Here is a 25418-nt window from a genome sequence, read left to right as displayed (position 1 = left end):
CGTACCCGCGAGGAGAACCCGATGGCCGGCGAGCCGCAGCCCGACTGCCTGTTCTGCAAGATCGTGGCGGGCGAGATCCCGGCCACCGTGGTGCGCAAGACCGAGCGGGTGCTCGCCTTCCGCGACATCGCCCCCAAGGCCCCGGTGCACGTCCTGGTGATCCCGCACGCCCACTACCCGAACGCCGCCGCGCTGGCCGCCGAGGAGCCGGAGATCGCCGGCGAGCTGCTCGCCGAGGCCGGCCGGGTCGCCGCCGACGAGGGCCTCGAGGACTACCGGCTGATCTTCAACACCGGCGCCGGCGCCGGGCAGACGGTCTTCCACGCCCACGTCCACCTGCTCGGCGGCAGGCCGATGACCGAGCGCATGGTCTGACCCGCGTGTCGCAGCGCGAACTCGTCGTCCTCGGCACCGCCAGCCAGGTCCCGACCCGGCACCGCAACCACAACGGCTACCTGCTGCGCTGGGACGGCGAGGGCCTGCTGTTCGACCCCGGCGAGGGCACCCAGCGGCAGATGCTGCGCGCCGGGGTCTCGGCCACCCAGCTCACCCGGATCGCCGTCACGCACTTCCACGGCGACCACAGCCTGGGCCTCGCCGGGGTGATCCAGCGGATCAACCTCGACCGGGTCCCGCACCCGGTGGACGTCTACTTCCCGGCCTCCGGCGAGGTGTACTTCGAGCGGCTGCGATACGCCACCGCCTACCACGAGACGGCCGTGCTGCGGCCCCGCCCGATCGAGGAGCCCGGCCCGCTGCCGGCGCCCGGCGCCCGCTTCGCGCTGGAGGCCGTCCGGCTCTCCCACCCGGTGGAGTCCTTCGGCTACCGGCTGAGCGAGCCGGACGGCCGCCGGCTGGTGCCCGAACGGCTGGCCGCCCTGGGCATCGGCGGCCCGGACATCGGCCGGCTCCAGCAGCGCGGCGCGATCGAGGCGGCCGGCCGGCGGGTCACCCTGGAGGAGGTCAGCGAGCCGAGGCCCGGCCAGCGGTTCGCCTTCGTCATGGACACCCGGCTCTGCGAGGGCGTGCACGAGCTCGCCGAGCGGGCCGACCTGCTGGTGGTCGAGGCCACCTTCACCGATGCCGACGTCCGGCTCGCCGAGGACCACGGCCACCTCACCGCCGGGCAGGCCGGCAAGGTCGCCGCCGAGGCGGGCGCCCGCAGCCTGGTGCTGACCCACTTCTCGCAGCGCTACCCGGACCTCGGCCAGCACCTCGCCGACGCCCGCAAGCACTTCGACGGCCCGATCGTGCTTGCCGAGGACCTCGCCCGGGTACCAGTACCGCCCCGGCGCGCATGACCCGCCCGCACCCCCGCGGGCCCGGCGTGCGCACGGCGCGGAAAACCGCTCGCGCCACCCGGGCGATCTGCCGCAGCATCGTCGGGTGCGGCCCCGCCGCCCGCCGCGTCGATCACGTGCGCGGCGTACCCTGGTGCCCCGGAGAGACCCAGCGGCACCACGAGACACGGATGGGATGAGGCAGGCCCCAGCGCCGACCTATGAGTGACACATCGCAGACCCGTACCAACGGACAGCCGCGCCCCGAGCCGGCCGACGAGGGCCGCGTCAGCGCCCGGATCGTCATCCCCGAGAAGCATCCGATGGTCACCCTGCTCGGCGCCGCCGACTCGCTGCTGCGGGTGATCGAGCAGGGCTTCCCCGCCGCCGACATCCACGTCCGCGGCAACGAGGTGACCGCGACCGGCGCGCGCGCCGAGGTGGCCCTCGTCAAGCAGCTGTTCAGCGAGATGATGCTGGTGCTGCGCACCGGCCAACCCCTGACGGAGGACGCCGTGGAGCGCTCCATCGCCATGCTCCGCGGCGCCGCGGAGGACCCCGACAGCCCGGCGCCGTCCCAGGTGTTCACCGCGAACATCCTGTCCAACCGGGGCCGCACCATCCGCCCCAAGACCCTCAACCAGCAGCGCTACGTCGACGCGATCGACAAGCACACGATCGTCTTCGGCCTCGGCCCGGCCGGCACCGGCAAGACCTACCTGGCGATGGCCAAGGCCGTCCAGGCCCTGCAGGCCAAGGAGGTCAACCGGATCATCCTGACCCGCCCGGCCGTCGAGGCGGGGGAGCGGCTGGGCTTCCTGCCCGGCACCCTCTACGAGAAGATCGACCCGTACCTGCGCCCGCTGTACGACGCCCTGCACGACATGATGGACCCGGACTCCATCCCGCGCCTGATGGCCGCCGGGACCATCGAGGTCGCGCCGCTCGCCTACATGCGCGGCCGCACCCTCAACGACGCCTTCATCATCCTCGACGAGGCCCAGAACACCTCGCCCGAGCAGATGAAGATGTTCCTCACCCGCCTCGGGTTCAACTCCCGGGTGGTCGTCACCGGCGACACCAGCCAGATCGACCTCCCGGGCGGCACCCGCAGCGGCCTCAAGGTCGTCCAGGAGATCCTGGCCGACGTGCCCGACATCCACTTCTCCGTCCTCACCAGCACCGACGTGGTCCGCCACAAGCTGGTCGGCCGGATCGTGGACGCGTACGAGCGCTGGGACGCCCGCCAGGAGGCCCAGGAGACCGAGGAGCGCCGGCTCCCGGTCAAGCCCGCCCAGCGGCGCGGCTCGCGCGCACCCCGACAGTCCCATCGCACCGAAAGCTGAGTAACCAGCACCTCATGTCGATCGACATCGCCAACGAGTCCGGTTGGGACGCCGACGAGGAGTCCATCCTCGCCGTCGCCCGCTACGCACTGGACAAGATGCGGATCCACCCGCAGTCCGAACTGTCCGTGATCCTGGTGGACGGGGCGGCGATGGAGGAGCTGCACATCCAGTGGATGGACCTCCCGGGCCCGACGGACGTGATGTCCTTCCCCATGGACGAGCTGCGCCCCGGCAAGGAGGGCGAGGAGCTGCCGCAGGGGCTGCTCGGCGACATCGTGCTCTGCCCCGAGGTCGCCGAGCAGCAGGGCAAGGCGGCCCCGTCGAAGCACTCGATGGACGAGGAGCTGCAGCTGCTCACCGTGCACGGCGTGCTGCACGTGCTCGGCTACGACCACGAGGAGCCGGACGAGGAGGCCGAGATGTTCGGCCTCCAGAAGGCGATCCTCGACGGCTGGCGGGCCGAGCGGGGCCTCGGCGGCATCTCGCCCGCCCCCACCACCCACTGAGCGCGGAGCCCGAACCCCTGTGAGTGGTGAGAGTACGAGTTTCATCCTCGGTGCCGTGCTGCTGGTCGTGCTCGGCTGGCTGGCCGCGTGCGCCGAGGCGGGCATCTCCCGGGTCTCCCGGTTCCGGGCGGAGGAGGCCGTGCGCTCCGGGCGCAAGGGCTCGGCCCGGCTGCTGGCCCTGGCCACCGACCCGATCCGCTACCTCAACCTGGCCACCCTGATCCGGGTGGCCAGCGAGATGGCGGCGGCGGTCCTGGTCACCGTGGTGTGTGTGCGCACCATCGACACGACCTGGCAGGCCGTGCTGCTGGCGTTCGGCGTGATGGTGCTGGTGTCCTTCGTGGCGGTGGGCGTCTCGCCGCGCACGATCGGCCGCCAGCACCCGCTCACCACCGCGACCGCGGCCTCCCTGGTGCTGCTGCCGCTGGCCCGGATCCTCGGCCCGATCCCGCGGCTGCTGATCCTGCTCGGCAACGCCCTGACCCCCGGGAAGGGCTACAAGGAGGGCCCGTTCGCCTCCGAGGCGGAGCTGCGGGCCCTGGTCGACCTGGCGGAGAAGAACGACGTCATCGAGGACGAGGAGCGCCGGATGGTGCACTCGGTCTTCGAGCTGGGCGACACCATCGTGCGCGAGGTGATGGTGCCGCGCACCGACCTGGTGATGATCGAGCGGCACAAGACCGTGCGGCAGGCGCTGACCCTGGCGCTGCGCTCGGGCTTCTCGCGGATCCCGGTGGTCGGCGACAACGAGGACGACGTGGTCGGCATCGTCTACCTCAAGGACCTGGTGCGCCGCACCCACATCAACCGGGACTCGGAGTCCGACGAGGTCGGCGCCGTGCTGCGCCCGGCGGTGTTCGTCCCGGACTCCAAGCCGGCCGCCGACCTGCTGCGCGAGATGCAGCAGATGCGCTCCCACGTGGCGATCGTGATCGACGAGTACGGCGGCACGGCCGGCCTGGTCACCATCGAGGACATCCTGGAGGAGATCGTCGGCGAGATCACCGACGAGTACGACCGGGAGATCCCCCCGGTGGAGGACCTCGGGGACGGTTCCTACCGGATCACCGCGCGGCTGCTGGTGGAGGACCTCGGCGAGCTGTTCGGGATCGAGCTGGAGGACGAGGACGTCGAGACGGTCGGCGGCCTGCTGGCCAAGCACCTGGGCCGGGTGCCGATCCCCGGCTCGTCCTGCGAGATCCCGGTGCCCCAGGAGGTCCCGGGCGGCCTGACCGCGATCCGGCTGACCGCCGAGAGCTCGGCCGGGCGCCGCAACCGGATCGGCTCCGTGGTCGCCGCCCCGGTGCGCCCCGGGGCGCGGGCCGGCCGGGAGGCCGGCGAGTAGCGTTCGGGTGCGTCCGGAGCGACGATGGGAGGCATGACGCACCAACTTCGCGCGGAGTACGGCCCGCAGGGGAGCGCGGGCGGGGTGAAGGTCTGGCACGTCGTGCGGGAGAAGGACCCGGCCGTCGCGCTGTGCGGCCGGACCATGCCCGCCGAGGCGGAGACCCGGCCGGAGCAGGAGTGGGGGACCGGGCTCCGGGGATGCCAGCAGTGCGGCTCGCTGTACATGCACGAGGTGCCGCACATGCAGGGAGCCCACCCCTACAGCTAGCCAGGCGCTACGGCCACCTCGGAGGTCGCCATGAAGCTGCAAGACGAACTGCCCGTCGACCACAAACTGGTGCTGGTCTGGCGGATCGGGGCGGGGCTCGGCGGGATCTTCCTGATCGTGTTCGGCTGCCTGGGGCTCGCCGACCACCCGGGCTTCCTGTCCACCCAGGGCAACGAGATCGCGGGGATGTCCACCAACGGCGCGCTGAGCGTCCTGTCCATCGTGGTGGGCGGGATCCTGGTGATCGGCGCGTTCGTCGGCGGGAACTTCGCCGCCAACCTGAACATGGCGGCCGGTGTGCTGTTCATCCTCTCCGGGTTCTACGGGCTGACGGTGCTCGAACGGCCGGACGCCAACATCCTGAACTTCGGCATCCACAACGTGGTCTTCGCCTTCGCCTTCGGCGTGGTGATCACCGCGTTCGGGATGTACGGGCGGGTCAGCAGCCACCTGCCGCACGACAACCCGTACTGGCGCGAGCGCGTGAAGGGCGAGCAGGGGCTGCCGGCCGGTCCCAAGACCTTCGTGAAGGTGATGCGGCCCGGGCCGTCCAACCCGGTCGGGCACTGAGGCCGGGCACCGGGGCCGGGCACTGGGGCCGGGCGCTGAGCACCCGCCGGACCTCCGGGGCCGGGGCCTATGCTCCTCGGCATGAGTGACATCGTCGAGCTGGACCCCGAAGACAAGAAGATCATCACCCTGGCCCGCTCCGTCCGCGCCCGCAACGGCGTGGCGGAGGGGGCCGCGGTGCGTGACGAGACCGGCCGCACGTACGTGGCCGGGACGGTCGCGCTGGAGTCGCTGCGGCTGAGCGCGGTCCGGACGGCGGTGGCGATGGCGGTGGCCAGCGGCGCGAAGTCGCTGGAGGCGGCGGCCGTGGTGACCGAGGCGGAGCAGCCCTCGGAGGCCGACCTGGCGGCGGTGCGGGACCTCGGCGGCGCGGGCACCCCGCTGTTGCTGGCCGGGCCGGACGGGGCGCTGCGGGCCTCGGTCGGGGCCCGCTGAGAGCGCGCGGTCCGTACGGCGCCCGGGGTTCGCGCCCCGGGCGCCGGCGCGTTCCGGAGCCCCTGAATTCGGCGGATAATCTCACCGGGGACGGGCGGGGAAGCGGCGCGGTGAGGGGGCTGGGCGATGCTGGGGACGTGCGCGTTCTTCGCGGGCCTGTTGGCAGGCGTGATGGGCATGGGCAAGTGGCAGGAGACCGGGTCGCCGTTCTGGCTCTGGGGCTCGGTCGCCTTCCTGCTGCTCGTCCTCGGCTGGGGCCTGGGAGCGGCCTTCAAGGGGAGGAAGTGAGCGACCGGACGGCCGGTGTCCGCCCCCGCGGGGGTGATCAGGGAGAATGGAGCCCATGAATGCCCCTTCCTCCTCGTACCGCTCCGGCTTCGCGTGCTTCGTCGGCCGGCCCAACGCGGGCAAGTCGACCCTGACCAACGCCCTGGTGGGGACGAAGGTCGCGATCACCTCCGACCGCCCGCAGACCACCCGGCACACCGTCCGCGGCATCGTGCACCGCCCGGACGCCCAGCTGGTGCTGGTGGACACCCCCGGCCTGCACAAGCCGCGCACCCTGCTCGGCGAGCGCCTGAACGACCTGGTCCGCTCCACCTGGGCCGAGGTCGACGTGATCGGCTTCTGCCTGCCCGCCGACCAGAAGCTCGGCCCCGGCGACAAGTTCATCGCCAAGGAGCTCGCCGAGATCAAGAAGACCCCCAAGGTGGCCATCGTCACCAAGACCGACCTGGTCGACTCCAAGCGGCTGGCCGAGCAGCTGATCGCCGTCCACCAGATGGGCGCCGAGCTGGGCATCGAGTGGGCCGAGATCATCCCGGTCTCCGCCGTGGGCGACAAGCAGGTCGAGCTGGTCGGCGAGCTGATCAGCAAGCTGTTGCCGGAGGGCATGCCGCTCTACCCGGACGGCGACCTCACCGACGAGCCCGAGCAGATCATGGTGGCCGAGCTGATCCGCGAGGCCGCGCTGGAGGGCGTGCGCGACGAACTGCCGCACTCGCTGGCCGTCGTGGTCGAGGAGATGCTGCCGCGCGAGGGCCGCCCGGCCGACCGGCCGCTGCTCGACATCCACGCCAACGTCTACATCGAGCGGCAGAGCCAGAAGGCGATCGTGATCGGGGCCAAGGGCGCCCGGCTCAAGCACGTCGGCACCACCGCCCGCAAGCACATCGAGGCGCTGCTCGGCACCCCGGTCTTCCTGGACCTGCACGTCAAGGTCGCCAAGGACTGGCAGCGGGACCCGAAGCAGCTGCGCAAGCTCGGGTTCTGACCCCTCCGACCGCTCCCGACCACGGCAGGGGGAAACCCGGCATGAAGCTGCACACCCGTGAGTGGGGCACCGGCGAGCGGGTCGCGCTGCTGGTCCACGGGATCATGTCCGACCACCGCAGCTGGCGGTCGGTCGGCCCGGCGCTCGCCGAGCGGGGCTACCGGGTGATCGCCGTCGACCTGCGCGGCCACGGCGCCAGCCCGCGCGGCGAGGGCGCCACCCCGGCGGACCGCTACGGGCCCGAGCGGTACGCCGAGGACCTGGTCGACACCCTGCCGCAGGGCGCCGACCTGGCCATCGGCCACTCGCTGGGCGGACTGACCCTGCTGCACGCCGTCGAGCGGCTGCGGCCGGCCCGGGTGGTCTACTCCGACCCGGCCTGGAGGTTCGCCCAGCCGGGCCTGTTCGACCCGGCGGTCTTCACCCGGTTCAAGGAGGCCACCCGGGAGCAGCTCACCGCGGTCAGCCCGCGCTGGGAGGCCGCCGACGTGGACGTCGAGCTGGCCACCCTGGCGCTGTGGGACCCGGACACCGCGCTCGCGCTCTCCGCGCTGCACGGCCGGGCCGGGCTGCCCGGCGCCCCGGCCGTGCCCTCGCTGGTGCAGCTCGCCGACAACAGCTGGCTGATCGGGCCCGAGGACGCCGCCACCCTTCGCGGCCTCGGCTACGAGGTCCGCACGGTGCCCGGGGCCGGCCACACCATCCACCGGGACGACCTCCCGGGCTTCCTGGCCTCGCTCGACGGCTGGCTCTGACCGCTCTAGGCGCCTTCGCGCAGGACCAGGGAGACCAGTTCGCGCTGGGACTCGGTGAGCTTGGGGTCCGCGCAGTGCACCGTCCGGCCGTCGACGGTGATCTCGTAGTGGAAGCCGTCCGGCACCCCGTAGGAGGGCGTGCGCAGCCCGCCCGCGACGGCCTCGCGGGCGAGCGCGTGCACATGCGGGGCGTCCACCCGCTCGGTGGTGTCGAGCTCAGCGCGGCGGACGTGTCCCGCGAGGCCGCCGGTCCGGGTCACCTGGATACGCATGGTGTCCATGGTGCTACCCAGCGATGGCGTTTGCCGGGGTTTTCCCGGACCTTGACTTAAGCGCGACTCAAGACGGGCTGATGCCGACCTTCGCCCACGACGCGGTCACCGTGTCGGCCACCTCCGGTTGCGGGTAACGGGCCTTCGCGGCGGCCACGGTGGCCCGGGCGAAGGCGGTGAAGTCGGCGTCGGAGGGCAGCCGGCGGCCGGTCAGCGCGTCGTACCAGATCCGGCCGGCCCGCTCCCAGGCCGGGCCGCCGAGCGCGGTGGCGAGCAGGTAGAAGGCGTGGTTGGGGATGCCCGAGTTGATGTGCACCCCGCCGTTGTCCTGGGCGGTGCGCACGTAGTCGCGCATGTGGGCGGGCTGCGGGTCCTTGCCCAGCCGCGGGTCGTCGTACGCGGTGCCGGGCGCCTTCATCGAGCGCAGCGCGACCCCCTGCACGCCGGGGGCGAGCAGCCCGGCGCCGACCAGCCAGTCCGCGGCGGCGGCGTCCTGCCCCAGCGCGTACTGCTTGACCAGGGAGCCGAAGACGTCGGAGACCGACTCGTTGAGCGCGCCGGGCTGGTCGCGGTACTCCAGGCCGGCGGTGAACTGGGTGACGCCGTGGGTGAGTTCGTGGCCGATCACGTCGACGCAGGCGGTGAAGTCGCCGAACACCTCGCCGTCGCCGTCGCCGAAGACCATCCGCTGGCCGTCCCAGAAGGCGTTGTCGTAGTCCCGGCCGTAGTGGACGGTGGCGTCCAGCCGCAGGCCCCGGTCGTCGATGGAGTGCCGCCCGAAGACGGCGGAGAACAGGGTCCAGGTGTCGCCGAGGCCGTCGTAGGCGTGGTTGACGGACTGGTCGGGCAGTGGGCTCTCGCCTTCCCGGCGGACGGTGCGGCCGGGCAGGCGCTCGCGGTGCCCGGCGTCGGAGATCACCCGCTCCAGGCGGTCGGCGGGGAGGGCGGGGGCGGCGGGGAGGGCGGCGGTGAGCCGCGCGGCCCGGTGCGCGGCGTCGAGGGCGAGGGAGCGGACGGCGGGCTCGTGACCGTCCTCGGCGAGGCGGTCCAGGACGTACGGCGGAACGATCGCGCAGAGCGTCGGTTCGGCTGTCATGTGGCCCAGGGTGAGGCATCGATGACGTGTTGTCACCGGCGCGGACGGGATTGCGCGCCGCCCGGCCGCGGCCGCGCGCCGTCTCAAGGAGTGGGAAGACCGGGCGGCCCGCTTCGGGGTCGCGCGGTGCTGGGTTAGGCTGGGCCGCATCATGCGCACCGGGATGCTTCTTCTTAGCTGCCGCGTCGAGGGCCTGTAGTCCACCAAGGGCCGGCTCCCTCGCCGCGGGGACTGTGCTGCGCGCTGAATTCGGGCGACCCGCCGACGGGTCGCGAGCGGCAGCAAGCCGGCCGAGTCGGGTGAGGACACCGCCCCGACCAGCCCGCATCACGCATCACAGGAAGCCGAGACTCACCTCCATGACCGAGCAGAGCTCCGCCGTTCCCGCCGCCCGCGCGTTCGTCGACCGCCCCACCCCGATCACCGCCGGCTCGGTACGCCAGCGGCCGTCCGGCATGCGGCACGGCCGCTACCTGCCCTTCGGCACCGTCGACCTGCCGGACCGCACCTGGCCGTCGAAGGTGATCACCAAGGCGCCGCGCTGGCTCTCCACCGACCTGCGGGACGGCAACCAGGCGCTGATCGACCCGATGTCCCCGGCCCGCAAGCGCAAGATGTTCGACCTGCTGGTCGCGATGGGCTACAAGGAGATCGAGGTCGGCTTCCCCTCCTCCGGGGCCACCGACCGGGCCTTCGTGCGCTCGCTGATCGAGGAGGGGGCGATCCCCGAGGACGTCACCATCTCGGTGCTGACCCAGGCGCGCGAGGAGCTGATCGAGAAGACCGTCGAGTCGCTGGTCGGCGCGCCGCGCGCGACCGTGCACCTGTACAACGCGACCGCGCCGCTGTTCCGCCGGGTGGTGTTCCGCAACGACCGGGCGGCCACCAAGGCGATCGCCACCGACGGCACCCGGCTGGTGATGGAGTACGCGGAGAAGCTGCTGGGCGAGGACACCGTCTTCGGCTACCAGTACTCGCCGGAGATCTTCGTCGACACCGAGCTGGACTTCGCGCTGGAGGTCTGCGAGGCGGTCATGGACGTCTGGCAGCCGGGCGAGGGCCGCGAGATCATCCTGAACCTGCCGGCCACCGTCGAGCGGGCCACCCCGAACGTCCAGGCCGACCAGTTCGAGTGGATGTCGCGCAACCTGTCGCGCCGCGAGTTCGTCTGCCTGTCGGTGCACCCGCACAACGACCGGGGCACCGCCGTCGCCTCCGCCGAGCTGGCCTACATGGCCGGCGCCGACCGGATCGAGGGCTGCCTGTTCGGGCAGGGCGAGCGGACCGGCAACGTCGACCTGGTGACCCTGGGCATGAACCTGTTCTCGCAGGGCATCGACCCGCAGATCGACTTCTCCGACATCGACGAGGTGCGCCGCACCGCCGAGTACTGCAACCAGATGGAGGTGCACCCGCGCCACCCGTACGCCGGCGACCTGGTGTACACCTCCTTCTCCGGCTCGCACCAGGACGCCATCAAGAAGGGCTTCGACGTCCTGGCGGCGGACGCGGCCGCGGCGGGCGTGCCGGTCGAGGAGCACACCTGGGGCGTGCCGTACCTGCCGATCGACCCGAAGGACGTCGGCCGCACCTACGAGGCGGTCATCCGGGTCAACAGCCAGTCCGGCAAGGGCGGCGTGGCGTACGTGCTGAAGAACGACCACAAGCTGGACCTGCCGCGCCGGATGCAGATCGAGTTCTCCCGGATCATCCAGACCATGACCGACGCCGAGGGCGGCGAGGTCACCCCGGCCGAGATCTGGCGGGTCTTCGAGGACGAGTACCTGCCGACCACGGCGAACCCGTGGGGCCGGATCTCGCTGAGCGGCTCGCGCACCCTGACCACCGAGGACGGCCGGGACGCGCTGACCGCCGAGGCCGTGGTGGACGGCGTGCCGGTCACCCTGGCCGGGACCGGCAACGGCCCGGTCTCGGCGTTCGCGGACGCGCTGGCGCAGATCGGCGTGGACGTACGGGTGCTGGACTACGCCGAGCACGCGCTGAGCGAGGGCGGCGACGCCCAGGCCGCCGCGTACGTCGAGTGCGCGGTGGACGGCCGGGTGCTGTGGGGCGTCGGGATCGACGGCAACACCGTGCTGGCCTCGCTGAAGGCGATGATCAGCGCCGTCAACCGGGCGCGGCGCGGGTAGTTCGTAGGAGTGGTCATGGCCGGGCCGTCCCGTTCGGGGCGGCCCGGCGGCGTTCCCGGGCGGGGCCCGGCGGTCCCGGGGCAGGGGGCGCGCCCGCTGTGTCCTGCGCCACATTTTTTCCGGGATCGGGCCGTTCGAAGTACTGACACGTGTCGGCAACCGTGGCAACATCGTCCCACCGGAAAGCCGGGTCGGTGGGACGGCCCGGCGGCCGGTCGCGTGACCTGCCCATTGTTGTGCAGGCCGCCTGCCATGTCTGGGGAGTGGGCGCCGTGACAGGGATGTGGGGTGTTCGCCCGCGGTGGCGGACTGACGTTCTCGGTGACTTCTTCTGTCCAGGCTGCGGCGGGGACCGCAACTACCGCCGGCAGCACGGCCGGCGGTGGCTGCGGCTGCTCGGAACCCCGGTGCTTCCGCTCGGACCGGTGATCGGCAGCGTGCAGTGCACCAGCTGCCACGGCCGGTTCGGGGTGGAGAGCCTGGAGCAGCCCACCTGCGTGCGCCTGGGCGGGATGCTGCGCGACGCGCAGTACACCGTCGCGCTGGCGCTGCTGGCCGCCGGGGGCACCGCGCACCGCGCGGCCCGCGAGGCCGCCTGCGCGGCGGTCCGGGACGCCGGGTTCGAGGACTGCGGCGAGGCCCAGGTGCTGGCCGCGCTGGCGGCGCTGTCCGGGCTCGGCGGCGAACTGTACGACGCGCACGGCATGGCCGGCGGGCTGGCCGTGGAACTGCACGCGGTGCTCGAACCGCTCGCCCCGCACCTGGCCCAGCCGGGCCGGGAGCGGCTGCTGCTGCAGGGCGCGGCGATCGCCCTGGCCGACGGCCGGTACCGGCCGCAGGAGCGGGACGCGCTGGACGCCGTCGGGCGCTGCCTGGACCTGCCGCAGGCGCGGGTGGGGCAGCTGCTGGAGGCGGCGACCCGGGCGCCGTACTAGAGGGCGTATCCGACAATTCCCCCCGGACCCCCACAACCCGGGCCCGACGGGCCCGCCGTGACCCGCACCGTTCGGCGGTCCCCCACGGCCCGGTGCGGGCACACGGCTGTCGGTCGCGGCCGGGCGGCTGGGGGACAATGGTGGGATGTCCACACTGTTCGAGGACCGCCGGGCCCGCTGCGGCGAGGCGGGCGCATGAGCCTGTTCCGGGACGACGGCGTGGTGCTCCGGGCGCAGAAGCTCGGCGAGGCCGACCGGATCATCACCCTGCTCACCCGCCACCACGGCAAGGTGCGCGCGGTGGCGCGCGGGGTGCGCAAGACCAAGTCGAAGTTCGGCGCGCGCCTGGAGCCGTTCTCGCACGTGGACGTGCAGTTCTTCAGCCGGGGGAGTGAGCTGATCGGGCGCGGGTTGCCGCTGTGCACCCAGGTGGAGACGATCGCCCCGTACGGCGGCTCGATCGTCGCCGACTACGGCCGCTACACCGCCGGCACGGCCATGCTGGAGACGGCGGAGCGGTTCGCCGAGAACGAGGGCCAGCCGGCCGTCCAGCAGTACCTGTTGCTGGTCGGGGGCCTGCGCACGCTGGCGGCCGGGCTGCACGAGTCGCACCTGGTGCTGGACGCCTTCCTGCTGCGGTCGCTCGCGGTCAACGGGTACGGCGCGAGCTTCGACGACTGCGCCAAGTGCGGCATGGAGGGCCCCAACCGGTTCTTCTCGCTCCAGGCGGGCGGCGTGCTCTGCCCGGACTGTCGCGTGCCCGGATGTGCCGTACCCTCCCCTGAGACACTGGTACTGCTCGGGGCGCTGCTGTCAGGGGACTGGCAGACGGCCGACGCCTGCGAGCCGAGGTACTGGCGGGAGGGCAGCGGCCTGGTCGCGGCCTATCTGCAGTGGCACCTGGAGCGGGGCATCCGCTCGATGAGATACGTGGAGAAGTGAGCACATGGCAGCGCGACGGCTCTTCGGCGGCGGCAAGCAGAGGGAGTACCTTCCCCCGACCCCGCACCCCAGCGGCGCCCGGCCCCCGAAGATCCCCGGCGAGCTGGTCCCCAGCCACGTCGCGATCGTCATGGACGGCAACGGCCGCTGGGCGAAGGAGCGCGGGCTGCCGCGCACCGAGGGCCACAAGGTCGGCGAGGGCGTCGTGCTGGACGTGCTGAAGGGCGCGATCGAGCTGGGCGTGAAGAACGTCTCGCTGTACGCGTTCTCCACCGAGAACTGGAAGCGCTCACCCGACGAGGTGAAGTTCCTGATGAACTTCAACCGGGACGTCATCCACCGCCGCCGCGACGAGATGGACGCGATGGGCGTGCGGGTGCGCTGGGCGGGCCGGATGCCCAAGCTGTGGAAGAGCGTCGTCCAGGAGCTCCAGGTCGCCGAGGAGCAGACCAGGGAGAACGACGCCGTCACGCTGTACATGTGCGTCAACTACGGCGGCCGGGCCGAGATCGCGGACGCCGCGGCGGCCATCGCGGCCGATGTGGCGGCGGGCCGGCTGGACCCGAAGAAGGTCAACGAGAAGACGCTCGCCAAGTACCTCTACCACCCGGACATGCCGGACGTGGACCTCTTCCTGCGCCCCAGCGGCGAGCAGCGGACGTCCAACTTCCTGCTCTGGCAGTCGGCGTACGCGGAGTTCGTGTTCCAGGACGTGCTCTGGCCGGACTTCGACCGCCGCGACCTGTGGCGGGCCTGCGAGCAGTTCGCGATGCGCGACCGCCGGTTCGGCGGGGCGATCCCCAACGAGGTGCCGGCCGAACTGGCCGCCGAGGTGCCGGCGCAGCGCTGAGCGCGCCCGGTGATGCGCGCCCGGTGATGCGCGCGAGGGCCCGCGGGAGGTGACTCCCGCGGGCCCTCGTGTCGTCCGCGGCGCGGTTCAGCCGCGCTTGGCGCACTCCGCGCAGGTGCCGAAGATCTCCAGGGTGTGCGCGATGTCGCTGAACCCGTGCTCGGCGGCGACCGAGTTGGCCCAGCGCTCGACGGCGGGGCCCTCGACCTCGACGGTGGCGCCGCACTGGCGGCAGACCAGGTGGTGGTGGTGTCCGCTGCTGCACCGGCGGTAGACGGCCTCGCCGTCGGCGGTGCGCAGGACGTCCACCTCGCCGGCGTCGGCGAACGACTGGAGCGTCCGGTAGACGGTGGTGAGGCCGACCGAGTCGCCCCGGTGCTTCAGCATGTCGTGGAGCTCCTGCGCGCTGCGGAAGTCCTCGATCTCGTCCAGGACCGCCGAGACGGCGGCGCGCTGCCGGGTCGATCGGGCTCGCGGCGACGGGCCTGCGGTGGTCACCGTGGGTCCTCCTGGTGGTGTGGGCGTGTGGCACCTCATTGTGCCAGCCCCGCACCGGGCGCCGGAGTGATCGCGTCGGCCCGCTGCGGCTCCGGCAGGCGGACGTCGCAGACCTGCGGCCCGGTGTCGGGGGCGCGGCGGTGGCGGCGCCGGGCGAGCGGTGCGGCGATCACGCTGAACACCGCGAACACCGCGATGGCGAGCAGCACGATGGCCGGGCCGGACGGCACGTCGAGCTGGTAGGAGCCGGTGACGCCGGCCAGTGCGACGATCACGCCGACCGCGATGGCGCCGGCCTGGGTCGCGGCGAAGGAGCGGGTGAGCTGCTGGGCGGCCGCCACCGGGACCACCATCAGGGCGCTGACCAGCAGCAGGCCGACCACCCGCATGGCGACGGTGACGGTGACCGCGGCCATCACCGCGAGCAGCAGGTTGAGCAGCCGCACCGGGACGCCGGTGACCTTGGCGAAGTCCTCGTCCTGGCAGATCGCGAAGAGCTGGCGGCGCAGGCCGAGGGTGACGGCGACGACGACGGCGCCGAGCGCGGCGATGGTGGCGAGGTCGGCGGGGGAGACGGTCAGGATGGAGCCCCAGAGGTAGCTCTCCAGTGAACCGGCGCCCGCCTGGGCGGACTTGGAGACCAGCAGCTTGCCGCAGGCCATGCCGCCGTAGAAGAGCATCGCGAGGGCGATGTCGCCGCGCTGGTTGCCGCGCGAGCGGACCAGCTCCATGGTGACGGCGCCGATCACGCAGACCAGCACGGCCATCCAGACCGGGCTGGTCTGGAAGATGAAGCCGAGGCCGACGCCGGTCATCGCGACGTGGCCCATGCCGTCGCCCATCAGGGCCTGGCGGCGCTGCACCAGGTAGATGCCGACGGCGGGGGCGGTGATGCCGACCAGCACGGCGGCGATCAGCGCCCGTTGCATGAAGTCGTAGCTGAGCATCTCGGTCATGACAGCAGTCCCCGGATCCGTTCGTGGTCGTGGCCGTGGTCGGCGTGCGGGTGGACGTGGTCGTGGCCGGGCAGGGCGTGCAGGCCGGTGTTGGGGACGGGCGGGCCGTCGTGCGCGACGCAGCCGTCGCGGAGCACCACGGCGCGGTCGATCAGCGGCTCCAGCGGGCCGAGTTCGTGCAGCACCAGCAGGACGGCGGCGCCGCGCGCGACCTCGGCGCGCAGGGTGTCGGCGAGCACCTGCTGGCTGGCGGCGTCCACGCCGGCCATCGGCTCGTCCATGATCAGCAGGTCGGGGGTGCCGGCCAGCGCGCGGGCGATCAGCACCCGCTGCTGCTGGCCGCCGGAGAGGTCGGCGACGCCGTCGCGGGCCCGGTCGAGCATGCCGACGGCGGCCAGCGCGCGGTCCACGGCGGCGCGGTCGGCGCGGCGCAGCGGCAGCAGCCGGTGCAGCGGCAGCCGGCCGGTGGCGACGACCTCGCGCACGGTGGCGGGGACGCCGGAGGCGGCGGTGGTGCGTTGCGGGACGTAGCCGATCCGGTGCCAGGCGCGGAAGCGGGCGAGCGGGGTGCCGAACAGTTCGAGGCCGCCGCGCTCCAGCGGGACGGCGCCGGTGACGGCCTTGACGGTGGTGGACTTGCCGGAGCCGTTGGCGCCGAGCAGGGCGACCACCTCGCCGGGGCGGACGGTGAGGTCGACGCCGCGCAGCACCGGGCGCCCGCCGCGCGAGGCGACGGCGTCGTGCAGGCGGACGGCCGGGGGTGTCGGTGTCGGGGGAGTCATGCCGGTGGTCCCGTCAGCTGGTGGGGGTGGCGGTGGCGGTGGCGGTCGTGTTCGCGCTCGTGTTCGCGGCCGTGTTCGCGCCGAGGGCGGTCCGCAGGTTGGCCAGGTTCTGCCTCATGACCGTGAGGTAGTCGTCCTTGGCCGGGTCCTTGACGCCCTCCAGCGGGTCGAGGACGGCGGTCCTGAGGCCGAGGTCCTTGGCGACGGTCTCGGCGAGCTTGGGGCTGACCAGGGTCTCGAAGAAGATCGTGGTGGCGCCGTTCTCCTTGGCGGCCTTCTGGACGTCGGCGAGCCGGGCCGGGGTGGGCTCGGACTCGGGGTCGACGCCGTTGATGGCGACCTGGGTGAGGCCGTAGGCCTCGGCGAGGTAGCCGAAGGCGGCGTGGCTGGTGACGAAGGTGCGGGTCGTCGCGTCCTTCAGCCCGTCCTTGAACTCCTGGTCCAGGGCGGTGAGCCGGCCGACCAGCTCGTCGGTGTTGCGCCGGTAGTCGTCGGCGTGCGCGGGGTCGGCCTCGGCGAACCCGGCGCCGACGCTCCGGGCCACGGCGGCGTAGCGGGCCGGGTCGAGCCAGATGTGCGGGTCGCCGGCGGCCTCGTCGTGGTGGTGGTCGTGGCCGTCGCCCTCGGTGTGGTCCTCCGGGAGGTGGTGGTCCTCCAGCGGGGCGGCGGCGGTGGCGTCGATCTTGTACTTGGCCTCGGAGCCGGTGACCGCCTTGTCGACGGTGGGCTGCAGGCCCTTGAGGTAGACGATCGCGTCGGCCTTCTGGACGCGTCCGACCTGCTTGGCGGTGAGTTCGAGGTCGTGCGGCTCGACGCCGGCGGCGGTCAGGCCGGTGACCTTCACGTGCTCGCCGCCGATCGTCGAGGCGAGGTACTCCATCGGATAGAAGGACGCGACGACGTCCAGCCGGCCGTCCGCGCCCTGCGCGCTGCCGCCGCAGGCCGTCAGGGTGAGGGCGGCGGCGAGGGCGGTGGCGGTCAGGGCCATGGCGCTGCGGGCACGTCGTCGGATCATCATGACAACCATTCTCAGATTAGATGGAAATGATTGTCAAATCACTCGGACGGGTGAACGCGTGGTGACGGTGAGTGGGCCGGTACCGGTGATACCGATTTGAACCCCGTACCCATATGGCCGGTAACCTGAGGTATTCGGGTACGCGCAACCAGCCGTGCCCTGACCGGGCCGTACGTACTGAAGAGAGCACTGTGGCAGCCGACAAGATCGAGACGATCGTCAGCCTGAGCAAGCGCCGTGGCTTCGTCTACCCCTGCAGCGAGATCTACGGCGGCACGCGTGCCGCCTGGGACTACGGTCCGCTGGGCGTCGAGCTCAAGGAGAACATCAAGCGCCAGTGGTGGCGCGCGATGGTCCAGGCCCGTGAGGACGTCGTCGGACTCGACTCGTCGGTGATCCTGGCCCGCGAGGTCTGGGAGGCGTCCGGCCACGTCCAGACCTTCAACGATCCGCTGACCGAGTGCCTCTCCTGCCACAAGCGCCACCGGGCCGACCACCTGGAGGAGAAGTACGAGGCCAAGCACGGCTTCCCGCCGCCGAACGGCCTCCAGGACATCAACTGCCCCGACTGCGGCACCAAGGGCCAGTTCACCGAGCCCAAGGACTTCTCGGGCATGCTGAAGACCCACCTCGGCGTCACCGAGGAGGCGAGCGGCCTGGCGTACCTGCGCCCGGAGACCGCCCAGGGCATCTTCACCAACTTCAAGGCCGTCCAGACCACCTCGCGCAAGAAGCCGCCGTTCGGCATCGCCCAGGTCGGCAAGAGCTTCCGCAACGAGATCACCCCCGGCAACTTCATCTTCCGGACCCGCGAGTTCGAGCAGATGGAGATGGAGTTCTTCGTCAAGCCGGGCGACGACGAGCAGTGGCACGAGTACTGGCTGCAGCAGCGCTGGGACTGGTACGTCGGCCTCGGCCTGCGCACCGAGAACATGCGCCTGTTCGAGCACCCGAAGGAGAAGCTCTCCCACTACGCCAAGCGCACGGTGGACATCGAGTACCGCTTCAACTTCGGCGGCACCGAGTTCTCCGAGCTGGAGGGCATCGCCAACCGCACCGACTACGACCTGACGGTGCACAGCGAGGCCTCCGGCCAGGACCTCAAGTACTTCGACCAGGAGTCCGGCGAGCGGTACTTCCCGTTCGTCATCGAGCCGGCGGCCGGCCTCAACCGCGCCCTGCTGGCCTTCCTGATCGACGCCTACTTCGAGGACGAGGCGCCGAACGCCAAGGGCGTCATGGAGAAGCGCGTCGGCATGCGCCTGGACCCGCGCCTGGCCCCCGTCAAGGTCGCCGTGCTGCCGCTGTCGCGCAACGCCGACCTCTCGCCGAAGGCCCGCGGCCTGGCCGCCGACCTGCGCACCGCGTGGAACGTCGAGTTCGACGACGCCGGCGCCATCGGCAAGCGCTACCGCCGCCAGGACGAGATCGGCACGCCGTTCTGCGTGACGGTCGACTTCGACACCCTGGAGGACAACGCGGTGACCGTGCGCGAGCGCGACACCATGACGCAGGAGCGCGTCTCGCTCGACCAGGTGAAGTCCTACCTGGCGGCGCGCCTCATCGGCTGCTGACGTCCCTCCGCGCGCACCGAGCCCCCGTCCGCCCTCCCAGGGCGGACGGGGGCTCCGTGCTGTTCCCGGGCGCTTCGCGCTACCGGCGGCCCCAGCGGGAGCGCGGGCGGGCGGCCGGGGCGGTCGGCAGGCCGGCCGTGCGCAGGGCGGCGAGCGTGGTGCGGTGGCGGGCGGGATCGTCGAGCAGCGGCGTGAGCAGCGCCTCGTACAGGTCCGGGCGGCCGGCCAGCGCGGCCGCCAGCCGGACCAGTTCGGCCGGCGGGCGGAGCGCCGGCAGCTCGCCCAGCAGCAGGGTGGGCAGCGGCGGGGCCATGGTGACGGCGAGCGCGGCGAGGTCCCCGGTGGGCCGGCCGGCCGCCTGGCGCAGCAGGGTCCGGGCGTCGGCGGCGCGGTCCGTCCGGTAGAGCCCGGTGGCCAGCGCGGCCAGCTCGGGGGTCGGCGCGGAGCCCCACTCCCAGAGCAGGGTGGCGCCGTCGGCGTGCTGCCCGGCCCGCTCCAGTGCGTCCAGCAGCGCGGGCAGGTCGGCGGCCGGGCAGGCGCGGAGCGCGTGGAACAGGTCGCCGGCCTCCTCGGCCAGCCCCGCCTCGCGCAGTTCGGCGAGGGTGGTGGCGGCGTGCTGGGGCCCGGCGTGGACGGCGCTGCGGACGAGGCGGACGGAGGCGCCGGCCGGTCCGCGCCGGGCGAGCAGGGCCGCCAGCTGGGCGGTGTCGTGCGGGGTGAGGTGCTCGGCGCCCTGGTCCAGGATGCCGGCGGCCTCGTCCGGGGAGGCCCGGCGGTACAGGGCGGTGATGCGCTCGGCCAGGGCGGACAGCTCGGCGGGGGAGCGGCGCCGGGGCGGGGCGCAGGGCGCCTGCTGCTCGGCGGCGGCCTGCCGGCCGTCGTGCGCGCTGGTGCTGCCGCCCTCGCTCCCGCTCCCGGGGCCGCCCGGGCTTCCGGTGCCGGGTTCTCCCGCGCTCCGGTCGACGGGCGCGCCGGTGGGCGAACCGGTGGGCGTGCCGGCCGTTGTGTGGAGGGGAGAGCCGGTCGGCGTGTCGATGGGCGCGCCGGTGGACTGGCGCGGGATCCACCGGCGCGGCGCGGGCTGCCGCAGCCGCTCCTCCAGCGCCTTCAGCTGGTCACTCAACTCCAGGCAGCGCGCGCCCAGTCCCTCGCGCAGCGTCCGGGCCTCGGTCAGCTGCCGCAACAGCTCCCCGTCCGGCCGCTGCCGCTCGGGCAGCGCCTGGAGTGCCTCGGCGAGTCGCCGCTCGCGCTGCCCCGCGTACTGCCGGGCACGGAGCAACTCGTCCAGCTGTGCCCTCAGTTCGAGAGCCGTCCGCTCGCCCTCGCTGCCACCCGCATCCGGGGTGAGGGGTTGTTCCGTCTGCCGTGTACGCATGATCACCGCAACCTGTCCAACTCGGCCCTGACCGCAAGACATCCTCGCGTCGAAATACGGCGCTGGCGTTACGGCAGTGCGTCCACTGGCTTGCGAGTGGTGTCCAGGAGCGCACAGAGCGCAGGAGTGGTGAGCGCCCCGGCGCACGCGCCCCGGGCGTCGCTCCCCGGGGCGCCCGGCCCAGGACCTTCGGCGCGAGGAGCGGCCCGGCGCCGACCGACACCAGGACGGTGCCGTCCGGCGCCGCGGCGGCGGTGGTCACCCGGCGGTGGCGTCGGTGGTCGCCCCGGGTGCCGCCGCCAGCCGGGTGCGGGCCTCCATGAGGGCGAAGCCGAGCAGGTTCTCGCCGCGCCACTCGGCGGGGCGCGGGGCGCGCTCGTCGTCGGCGCGCAGGCCGATGCCCCAGATCCGGTCGAGCGGGCTGGCCTCCACCAGGACGCGCTGACGGGTCGACAGCAGATAGCCGCGGAGCTCCTGGTGGCCGCCGAACTTGGCCACGTTGCCCTCGGTGACCAGCTCGAACCGCCCGGCCGTCCACGTCGCGTCGTCGAAGTTCCGGACCTGGCGGCCCAGCTTCTTCGCCTCGGCGGGGCTCGGCGCCGCGAGGATCCGGGCGAGCGTCCGCTCGTCCCCGAACATCCGGGCCTTGCCCGCCATCATCCAGTGCTCGGCGGTCGTGTACTCGACGCCGTCGACGGTGAACGGGTGCCCGGGCCACCACTGGCTCAGCACCCCGGGGCCGAGCGATCCGTCCCGCTGGCCCTGATGCCCCCAGAACATCAGCCACTTGGGCTCCGCCCCGGCCGCCACGGCGGCGAGCAGGGCGGCGCGGTTGCGGGTGTCGACGGGGTCGTTCGTGCGTTCGTCGCTCATATCGTCATGCTGACACGAAGGGGTGCGGGGCGGCCAGCGGATTTGCTCCCGCCCTGGTCGGCGGGGTGGCGGCCGCTCGTGAATGGCAGACAGATAAATGTGACATAGTATTCGACCGGTCGAATTCGGACGTAACGTCACGATTCGCCCTGGAGGATCCCCTCACCCTCCCGTACCCTCGAACACCCCTGGAGTCCCCCGTGAGAGACCGCACGCCAACCGCCATGGGCGGGATACGCCCGGCACCCGACTCCCGGACCCGGCGCCTGCCCGGACGGGCGGTGCTCGGTGCGCTCGCCGCCTCGGCGCTCGTGCTCGCACCGTCCGCGCCGTTCGCCGCCCCGTCGGCGTCGGCCGCCGCTCCGGCCGCCAAGGCGGCTCGCGGTCTCGGGACCGAGCGGCCGATCGGCCCGGACCCGGAGGTCGACCTGCTGGCGCACGGCAACCTCACGATGGCGTCGAACTCGGTGCTGACCTGCGACGACAGCGACGGCTCGGTCTGCAGCGACACCGAGGGCACCAACAACGGCCGCACCAAGTACGTGAAGACCGACCCGAACGCGCCCGGCAACAACGCGTCCTCCGCGGAGCTGGTGATCCCGGCCGGGGCCCAGGTGCTGTCGGCCCGCCTGTACTGGCAGTTCAACCCGACCAACACCAGCACGGCCGGCGGTTCCTCCGGGGACATCAACCTGGGCGACCAGGTCTCCTGGAAGGTCCCGGGCGGCGGCTCCTACGAGCAGCTCACCGCCGACACCTACGACTGGTTCGACCAGCGGGTCGGCGGCACCCCGCCGGAGCCGCTGCTGGCCGGGGCGGGAGTCAAGGACGTCACCGCCCAGGTGAAGGCCGCCGGCCCGGGCAGCTACACCGTCGCGAACATCCAGGCGTGCGCCGGACGTTCCTCCGCGCAGAACTTCGGCGGCAACAACGTCGGCTGCTGGGGCGGCTGGTCGCTGGTGGTCGCGTACGAGAACCAGGCGGAGCCGCTGCGCTACCTCCAGGTCTGGGACGGCTTCCAGCTGCTGCGCAGCCCCGACAACCTGGCGACGCTCACCCTCTCCGGCATCCGCACGCCCGCCACGGCCCCGCCGGCCACCATGGGCGTCACCGTCGGCGACGGCGACGTGCCGATCCAGGGCGACCAACTGCTGGTCGGCTCCGCGGCGGACAACCTGACGCTGCTGCCGATGCCCGGCCCCGCCGGCGTCGCCACCGACAACGCGTTCACCAGCCGGATCGACCGCGTCGCGGCGGACGGGACCGGCACCAACCTCACGACCCGTGACCCGGCGCCGGTCAACAACTACGGCTACGACGCCCGGATGATCGACGTCACCGGCAAGATCCCGGCCGGCAGCACCCAGGCCGTGCTCCGGATCAACGGCGCGGGCGACGCGCTGCACCCGCAGGCGGTCTGGCTCGCCGTCGACGCCCTCGAACCGGATCTGCAGATCACCAAGGCCAACAAGCCGGCCGGCTCCACCACGAACAACCCGCCCGGCACCGTCGACCCCGGCGCCGAGATCACCTACACCTTCACGGTGGCCAACCGTCACAAGGACGGCACCAGCGCCGACCTCGACACCGCCACCGGCGTCACCCTGACCGACGCGCTGCCCGCCGGCACCAGCTACGTCGACGGCTCCGGCCCCGGCTGCACCGCCTCCGGACGGAACGTCACCTGCAAGGCCGCCGACCTCGCGCCGGGAGCCGAGACCACCGTCTCCTTCCGGGCCAAGGTCGACGCCGGACTCGCGCCGGGCACCGAGCTCGACAACACCTCGTCGCTCTCCTACCGCGGCGCCCAGACCGGCCGCGACCAGCAGCGCACCAGCAACACCGTGCGCAACACCGTCTCCGAGCACGCCGGCTACCGGCTCGCCAAGAGCGCCGACAAGGCCCAGGCCCTCCCCGGTGACACGGTGACCTACCGCGTGGACATCACCAACACCGGCAACGCGCCGCTCACCGCACTGAACGTCACCGACGACCTGAGCGCCGTCCTCGACGACGCCACGTACGGCGCCGACGCCACCGCCACCGCCGGCACGGTGTCCTATGCCCAGCCGGTGCTGAGCTGGACCGGCGACCTGCCGGTCGGCGGCAGCGCCCGGGTGACGTACACGGTGAAGGTGAAGGACCCGGCCGCCGGGGACCACACGCTGCGCAACACCGTGGTGGCCGACCGGCCCGGCGGCAACTGCCCGGCCGGTTCGACGGCGGGGGAGTGCACGGCCACGGTGACGGTGACCACGTCCACGCCGTCGCCCACGGCGTCCCCCTCGGCTTCGCCCTCCACCGACCCGACCACCTCGCCCACCTCCTCGCCCTCGTCCTCCTCGGCGCCCACCGAGAGCGGCAGCGGGAGCGCCGATCCGGCGCTCACCGGCACGCCGCAGCAGCCGGGCGGTGGCGGCGGCCTCGCCGCGACGGGCAGCCAGGTCGCGCTGATCGGCGGCATCGGCGCCGCCGTCGTCCTCGGCGGCGCGGCCCTCGTGCTCGCCTCGCGTCGCCGCAGCCACCGGCACTGACGCTCCACCGGTGAAATGAAGGCGGCCCCACCGCAGTTGTCGGTGGGGCCGCCTTCCCTTACCGGAGCCGAGGTGTCCCAGCCCTCCGACGCCTCCCCCGCCGTCCGCGGACTCCCCCTGGACGCCCCCGGAGCCCTCCGGCTCACCCTCCTCACCGAACTCGGCAAGCCCGCTGGTTCGGAGTGACCTCCGCGGAGGTCACCTCCGTCGCCGCGAGACACCGCTCCCGCTCGGCCCGGAACAGCCGCATGTGCGGCTGCCGCCCGTGCGCCTCGTACGCGGCCCGGTCGGCGTGCGATTCGTCGAGCACCCGCACCCCCGGCTCCTCCGGCGCCGGGGGGCGTACGTACACCACCGTCCGCGGCTCGGCCCCCCCCGGGGCGGAAGGCCGTCCCGGACGGCGAGCAGCCGGTCGGCGCGGTCCACCAGCAGCTCGCCGTCGGCCGTGTGCGCGGCCTCGTCCGATTCGGTACCGCTCCGCCGGGAGCACCGCAGCCGGCCGCCCGCCGAGGTCGGGGGCGGCCTCCGCGAACCACGCGTCCGGCCCGTCCGCGCGGCAGGAGACCCCCGCCAGTCCGACCGGGTCCTCGCCCCGCAACGCCCCCGCACGTTGGGCTCGATCGCGCGCGAGTGCGTCCGCGACGGGGTGGGGACGGGAGCGGTCGGGCGCCGGCAAGGTCGTCCGGTTCACGTACGCGCGGGAAGCAGGCCTGGACCGCCGCCTCGACGGCCTGCGCTTCCACGGCCAGAGTGACACGGCCCTCCCCCTGGTCCCCCGCCCCTGGCGAGAAGAACGGTAGCGGGTGGGGTGAATCCTTTTGAGGGGTCGCCGCCTCCTATGAGCAGCTTCGGCGAGGGCCGGTGGCGGAAGAGGAGGCTGTGATGATGCTCTGGGCGGCTGTGGTGGTCGGCGTGGCACTGATCGTGACGTGCAGTGTGACCGTGCTGCGGAAGCGGGGGCGGCGGCGTGGCTGAGGTGCGGGGGTGGCCGGGGAGTTCGGTGGTGGCCGCCGCGCAGGACGGGGACGTGGAGGCGATCGCGGCGCTGGTGTCGGGGGCGCACCCGCACGTGCAGCGGTTCGCGCGCTCGCTGTGCGCCACGCCGGAGGACGCCGAGGACGCGGCGCAGGAGGCGCTGATCATCCTGTACCGCAAGATCGGGATGCTGCGTGCGACCGGGGCGCTGGCCTCCTGGATGTTCCGGATCGTGCGGAACGAGTGTCTGCGGCGGGCCCGTTCGGTGCTGTGGGAGCGTCCGGCGCTCGGTGAGGCGCCGTTCCGGTCGGCCGAGGACGAGGTGCTGGGGCGGCTGGAGGCCGGGCGGGTGGCGGAGGCGATCGCCGGGCTGCCGCAGGACCAGCGGCGGGTGCTGATCATGCGGGACGTTCAGGGGCTCAGCGGGCGGATGGTCGCCGATGCGCTGGGGCTCAGCACGGCCGCCATGAAGTCGCGGCTGCACCGGGCGCGGGCCGCGGTCCGGGCGGTCACCGTCGGAGGGGAGCGGTGATGGCCGGGGACTCGGGGTACGCCAGTCGGACGGTGGCCAGGCATCTGGCGCGGGGCGGGGTGGGCTTCGGGGCGTTGCTCGGGGCGTTCGCGCTGCTGCCGTTCGCCGGGCCGGTGGCGCTGCTCCTGCTGCCGGTCGGGCTGCTCGCCTTCCGCGGGTGTCCGACGTGCTGGGTGATCGGGCTGGTGGAGACGGTGTCGCGGGGGCGGCTGCGGCGCGGGTGTGTCGACGGGCGGTGCGAGTTGCGCAAGGGCGGGGGGACGTAAGCCCGTG

At 73.0% G+C, this 25418-nt stretch carries 27 protein-coding genes; 19 read left to right on the top strand and 8 right to left on the bottom strand.

Going from position 1 to position 25418, the window contains the following annotated elements:
- Nucleotides 1-21 precede the first annotated feature (21 nt).
- The 11 genes from ACFCLZ_RS13105 to ACFCLZ_RS13055 all read left to right on the top strand — a co-directional run bounded on the left by ACFCLZ_RS13105 (nucleotide 22) and on the right by ACFCLZ_RS13055 (nucleotide 7783).
- The gene (locus ACFCLZ_RS13105; RefSeq protein ID WP_380285079.1) at nucleotides 22-375 is read left to right on the top strand and encodes a histidine triad nucleotide-binding protein; all 354 of its coding nucleotides are present in this window, start codon (nucleotides 22-24) and stop codon (nucleotides 373-375) included.
- 5 nt (nucleotides 376-380) lie between these two features.
- Nucleotides 381-1301: a ribonuclease Z gene (locus ACFCLZ_RS13100; RefSeq protein WP_380285078.1), complete on the top strand. Its 921-nt coding sequence runs from the start codon at nucleotides 381-383 to the stop codon at nucleotides 1299-1301.
- A 200-nt stretch (nucleotides 1302-1501) separates the two neighbouring features.
- Nucleotides 1502-2626: a PhoH family protein gene (locus ACFCLZ_RS13095; RefSeq protein WP_380285077.1), complete on the top strand. Its 1125-nt coding sequence runs from the start codon at nucleotides 1502-1504 to the stop codon at nucleotides 2624-2626.
- A gap of 14 nt (nucleotides 2627-2640) precedes the next feature.
- Nucleotides 2641-3135 (top strand): rRNA maturation RNase YbeY, encoded by a 495-nt coding sequence (gene ybeY, locus ACFCLZ_RS13090; RefSeq protein WP_380285076.1) that lies wholly within the window; start codon nucleotides 2641-2643, stop codon nucleotides 3133-3135.
- A 19-nt stretch (nucleotides 3136-3154) separates the two neighbouring features.
- On the top strand, nucleotides 3155-4480 hold the full coding sequence (locus ACFCLZ_RS13085) for a hemolysin family protein (protein WP_380285075.1): 1326 nt from the start codon (nucleotides 3155-3157) through the stop codon (nucleotides 4478-4480).
- 33 nt (nucleotides 4481-4513) lie between these two features.
- Entirely contained in the window at nucleotides 4514-4750 is a 237-nt protein-coding gene (locus ACFCLZ_RS13080) for a hypothetical protein (RefSeq protein WP_380285074.1), read from the top strand.
- 30 nt (nucleotides 4751-4780) lie between these two features.
- The gene (locus tag ACFCLZ_RS13075) at nucleotides 4781-5320 is read left to right on the top strand and encodes a DUF4383 domain-containing protein (protein ID WP_380285073.1); all 540 of its coding nucleotides are present in this window, start codon (nucleotides 4781-4783) and stop codon (nucleotides 5318-5320) included.
- Between the two features lie 69 nt (nucleotides 5321-5389).
- Nucleotides 5390-5755 carry a cytidine deaminase gene (locus ACFCLZ_RS13070; RefSeq protein ID WP_380285072.1) on the top strand — a complete coding sequence of 122 codons (366 nt, stop codon included), beginning with the start codon at nucleotides 5390-5392 and terminating at the stop codon, nucleotides 5753-5755.
- A gap of 126 nt (nucleotides 5756-5881) precedes the next feature.
- A complete protein-coding gene (locus ACFCLZ_RS13065; protein WP_380285071.1) occupies nucleotides 5882-6043 on the top strand; it encodes a hypothetical protein in 162 nt (53 codons plus the stop codon).
- 55 nt (nucleotides 6044-6098) lie between these two features.
- On the top strand, nucleotides 6099-7028 hold the full coding sequence (gene era / locus ACFCLZ_RS13060) for a GTPase Era (protein ID WP_380285070.1): 930 nt from the start codon (nucleotides 6099-6101) through the stop codon (nucleotides 7026-7028).
- A 41-nt stretch (nucleotides 7029-7069) separates the two neighbouring features.
- Complete coding sequence (locus ACFCLZ_RS13055; protein ID WP_380285069.1) at nucleotides 7070-7783, top strand: alpha/beta fold hydrolase; 714 nt, start codon at nucleotides 7070-7072, stop codon at nucleotides 7781-7783.
- A 5-nt stretch (nucleotides 7784-7788) separates the two neighbouring features.
- Here the strand turns inward: ACFCLZ_RS13055 and ACFCLZ_RS13050 are convergent, their stop codons facing one another.
- Both ACFCLZ_RS13050 and ACFCLZ_RS13045 read right to left on the bottom strand, forming a co-directional pair.
- Nucleotides 7789-8055 (bottom strand): protealysin inhibitor emfourin, encoded by a 267-nt coding sequence (locus ACFCLZ_RS13050; protein ID WP_344337572.1) that lies wholly within the window; start codon nucleotides 8053-8055, stop codon nucleotides 7789-7791.
- Nucleotides 8056-8122: 67 nt separating this feature from the next.
- A complete protein-coding gene (locus ACFCLZ_RS13045) occupies nucleotides 8123-9151 on the bottom strand; it encodes a M4 family metallopeptidase (RefSeq protein ID WP_380285068.1) in 1029 nt (342 codons plus the stop codon).
- A gap of 359 nt (nucleotides 9152-9510) precedes the next feature.
- Between ACFCLZ_RS13045 and leuA the strand changes: the two genes are divergently transcribed.
- From leuA to ACFCLZ_RS13025, 4 genes are all read left to right on the top strand, one after another.
- Nucleotides 9511-11301: a 2-isopropylmalate synthase gene (gene leuA / locus ACFCLZ_RS13040; RefSeq protein WP_380285067.1), complete on the top strand. Its 1791-nt coding sequence runs from the start codon at nucleotides 9511-9513 to the stop codon at nucleotides 11299-11301.
- A gap of 425 nt (nucleotides 11302-11726) precedes the next feature.
- Complete coding sequence (locus ACFCLZ_RS13035; protein WP_380285066.1) at nucleotides 11727-12236, top strand: TerB family tellurite resistance protein; 510 nt, start codon at nucleotides 11727-11729, stop codon at nucleotides 12234-12236.
- A gap of 195 nt (nucleotides 12237-12431) precedes the next feature.
- On the top strand, nucleotides 12432-13178 hold the full coding sequence (gene recO, locus ACFCLZ_RS13030; protein ID WP_380285065.1) for a DNA repair protein RecO: 747 nt from the start codon (nucleotides 12432-12434) through the stop codon (nucleotides 13176-13178).
- Between the two features lie 4 nt (nucleotides 13179-13182).
- Nucleotides 13183-14028, top strand: a complete 846-nt coding sequence (locus ACFCLZ_RS13025) for an isoprenyl transferase (RefSeq protein ID WP_380285064.1) — start codon at nucleotides 13183-13185, stop codon at nucleotides 14026-14028.
- A gap of 87 nt (nucleotides 14029-14115) precedes the next feature.
- Here ACFCLZ_RS13025 and ACFCLZ_RS13020 read toward each other — a convergent pair whose 3' ends face one another.
- From ACFCLZ_RS13020 to ACFCLZ_RS13005, 4 genes are read right to left on the bottom strand one after another with little or no spacing between them, the layout of a single operon-like run.
- Complete coding sequence (locus ACFCLZ_RS13020; RefSeq protein WP_380285063.1) at nucleotides 14116-14526, bottom strand: Fur family transcriptional regulator; 411 nt, start codon at nucleotides 14524-14526, stop codon at nucleotides 14116-14118.
- A 35-nt stretch (nucleotides 14527-14561) separates the two neighbouring features.
- Nucleotides 14562-15482, bottom strand: a complete 921-nt coding sequence (locus ACFCLZ_RS13015; protein WP_380285062.1) for a metal ABC transporter permease — start codon at nucleotides 15480-15482, stop codon at nucleotides 14562-14564.
- Nucleotides 15479-16264 (bottom strand): metal ABC transporter ATP-binding protein, encoded by a 786-nt coding sequence (locus ACFCLZ_RS13010; protein ID WP_380285061.1) that lies wholly within the window; start codon nucleotides 16262-16264, stop codon nucleotides 15479-15481. Before ACFCLZ_RS13010 ends, ACFCLZ_RS13015 begins: the two co-directional genes overlap by 4 nt.
- Nucleotides 16265-16277: 13 nt before the next feature.
- The gene (locus tag ACFCLZ_RS13005; RefSeq protein ID WP_380285060.1) at nucleotides 16278-17282 is read right to left on the bottom strand and encodes a metal ABC transporter substrate-binding protein; all 1005 of its coding nucleotides are present in this window, start codon (nucleotides 17280-17282) and stop codon (nucleotides 16278-16280) included.
- A gap of 191 nt (nucleotides 17283-17473) precedes the next feature.
- Between ACFCLZ_RS13005 and ACFCLZ_RS13000 the strand changes: the two genes are divergently transcribed.
- Complete coding sequence (locus ACFCLZ_RS13000; RefSeq protein ID WP_380285059.1) at nucleotides 17474-18856, top strand: glycine--tRNA ligase; 1383 nt, start codon at nucleotides 17474-17476, stop codon at nucleotides 18854-18856.
- Between the two features lie 79 nt (nucleotides 18857-18935).
- On the opposite strand, the gene ACFCLZ_RS12995 is transcribed toward ACFCLZ_RS13000, so the two are convergent.
- Together ACFCLZ_RS12995 and ACFCLZ_RS12990 are read right to left on the bottom strand one after the other, a co-directional pair.
- On the bottom strand, nucleotides 18936-20231 hold the full coding sequence (locus tag ACFCLZ_RS12995) for a hypothetical protein (RefSeq protein WP_380285058.1): 1296 nt from the start codon (nucleotides 20229-20231) through the stop codon (nucleotides 18936-18938).
- 258 nt (nucleotides 20232-20489) lie between these two features.
- Nucleotides 20490-21104, bottom strand: coding sequence for an NADAR family protein (locus tag ACFCLZ_RS12990; RefSeq protein WP_380285057.1), 615 nt, complete (start codon nucleotides 21102-21104; stop codon nucleotides 20490-20492).
- Between the two features lie 224 nt (nucleotides 21105-21328).
- Between ACFCLZ_RS12990 and ACFCLZ_RS12985 the strand changes: the two genes are divergently transcribed.
- From ACFCLZ_RS12985 to ACFCLZ_RS12975, 3 genes are all read left to right on the top strand, one after another.
- The gene (locus ACFCLZ_RS12985) at nucleotides 21329-23638 is read left to right on the top strand and encodes a hypothetical protein (RefSeq protein ID WP_380285056.1); all 2310 of its coding nucleotides are present in this window, start codon (nucleotides 21329-21331) and stop codon (nucleotides 23636-23638) included.
- Nucleotides 23639-24638: 1000 nt separating this feature from the next.
- Entirely contained in the window at nucleotides 24639-25145 is a 507-nt protein-coding gene (locus tag ACFCLZ_RS12980) for an RNA polymerase sigma factor (protein ID WP_380286155.1), read from the top strand.
- Nucleotides 25145-25411 (top strand): hypothetical protein, encoded by a 267-nt coding sequence (locus ACFCLZ_RS12975; protein ID WP_380285055.1) that lies wholly within the window; start codon nucleotides 25145-25147, stop codon nucleotides 25409-25411. The genes ACFCLZ_RS12980 and ACFCLZ_RS12975 overlap by 1 nt, the downstream gene beginning before the upstream one ends.
- Nucleotides 25412-25418 lie beyond the last annotated feature (7 nt).

The organism is Kitasatospora purpeofusca, from assembly GCF_042691725.1.
Lineage (GTDB): Bacteria > Actinomycetota > Actinomycetes > Streptomycetales > Streptomycetaceae > Kitasatospora > Kitasatospora purpeofusca_B.
Note: the sequence above shows the minus strand (reverse complement) of the source record. Positions and strands in the feature narration are given on the sequence as shown.

Coding starts and splice junctions, on each gene's coding strand:
- ACFCLZ_RS13105 (WP_380285079.1), top strand. CDS start 22: ATGGCCGGCGAGCCGCAGCCCGACTGCCTGTTCTGCAAGATCGTGGCG.
- ACFCLZ_RS13095 (WP_380285077.1), top strand. CDS start 1,502: ATGAGTGACACATCGCAGACCCGTACCAACGGACAGCCGCGCCCCGAG.
- ybeY (WP_380285076.1), top strand. CDS start 2,641: ATGTCGATCGACATCGCCAACGAGTCCGGTTGGGACGCCGACGAGGAG.
- ACFCLZ_RS13080 (WP_380285074.1), top strand. CDS start 4,514: ATGACGCACCAACTTCGCGCGGAGTACGGCCCGCAGGGGAGCGCGGGC.
- ACFCLZ_RS13075 (WP_380285073.1), top strand. CDS start 4,781: ATGAAGCTGCAAGACGAACTGCCCGTCGACCACAAACTGGTGCTGGTC.
- ACFCLZ_RS13070 (WP_380285072.1), top strand. CDS start 5,390: ATGCTCCTCGGCATGAGTGACATCGTCGAGCTGGACCCCGAAGACAAG.
- ACFCLZ_RS13065 (WP_380285071.1), top strand. CDS start 5,882: ATGCTGGGGACGTGCGCGTTCTTCGCGGGCCTGTTGGCAGGCGTGATG.
- era (WP_380285070.1), top strand. CDS start 6,099: ATGAATGCCCCTTCCTCCTCGTACCGCTCCGGCTTCGCGTGCTTCGTC.
- ACFCLZ_RS13055 (WP_380285069.1), top strand. CDS start 7,070: ATGAAGCTGCACACCCGTGAGTGGGGCACCGGCGAGCGGGTCGCGCTG.
- ACFCLZ_RS13050 (WP_344337572.1), bottom strand. CDS start 8,055: ATGCGTATCCAGGTGACCCGGACCGGCGGCCTCGCGGGACACGTCCGC.
- ACFCLZ_RS13045 (WP_380285068.1), bottom strand. CDS start 9,151: ATGACAGCCGAACCGACGCTCTGCGCGATCGTTCCGCCGTACGTCCTG.
- leuA (WP_380285067.1), top strand. CDS start 9,511: ATGACCGAGCAGAGCTCCGCCGTTCCCGCCGCCCGCGCGTTCGTCGAC.
- recO (WP_380285065.1), top strand. CDS start 12,432: ATGAGCCTGTTCCGGGACGACGGCGTGGTGCTCCGGGCGCAGAAGCTC.
- ACFCLZ_RS13025 (WP_380285064.1), top strand. CDS start 13,183: ATGGCAGCGCGACGGCTCTTCGGCGGCGGCAAGCAGAGGGAGTACCTT.
- ACFCLZ_RS13015 (WP_380285062.1), bottom strand. CDS start 15,482: ATGACCGAGATGCTCAGCTACGACTTCATGCAACGGGCGCTGATCGCC.
- ACFCLZ_RS13010 (WP_380285061.1), bottom strand. CDS start 16,264: ATGACTCCCCCGACACCGACACCCCCGGCCGTCCGCCTGCACGACGCC.
- ACFCLZ_RS13005 (WP_380285060.1), bottom strand. CDS start 17,282: ATGATGATCCGACGACGTGCCCGCAGCGCCATGGCCCTGACCGCCACC.
- ACFCLZ_RS12995 (WP_380285058.1), bottom strand. CDS start 20,231: ATGCGTACACGGCAGACGGAACAACCCCTCACCCCGGATGCGGGTGGC.
- ACFCLZ_RS12990 (WP_380285057.1), bottom strand. CDS start 21,104: ATGAGCGACGAACGCACGAACGACCCCGTCGACACCCGCAACCGCGCC.
- ACFCLZ_RS12985 (WP_380285056.1), top strand. CDS start 21,329: ATGGGCGGGATACGCCCGGCACCCGACTCCCGGACCCGGCGCCTGCCC.
- ACFCLZ_RS12975 (WP_380285055.1), top strand. CDS start 25,145: ATGGCCGGGGACTCGGGGTACGCCAGTCGGACGGTGGCCAGGCATCTG.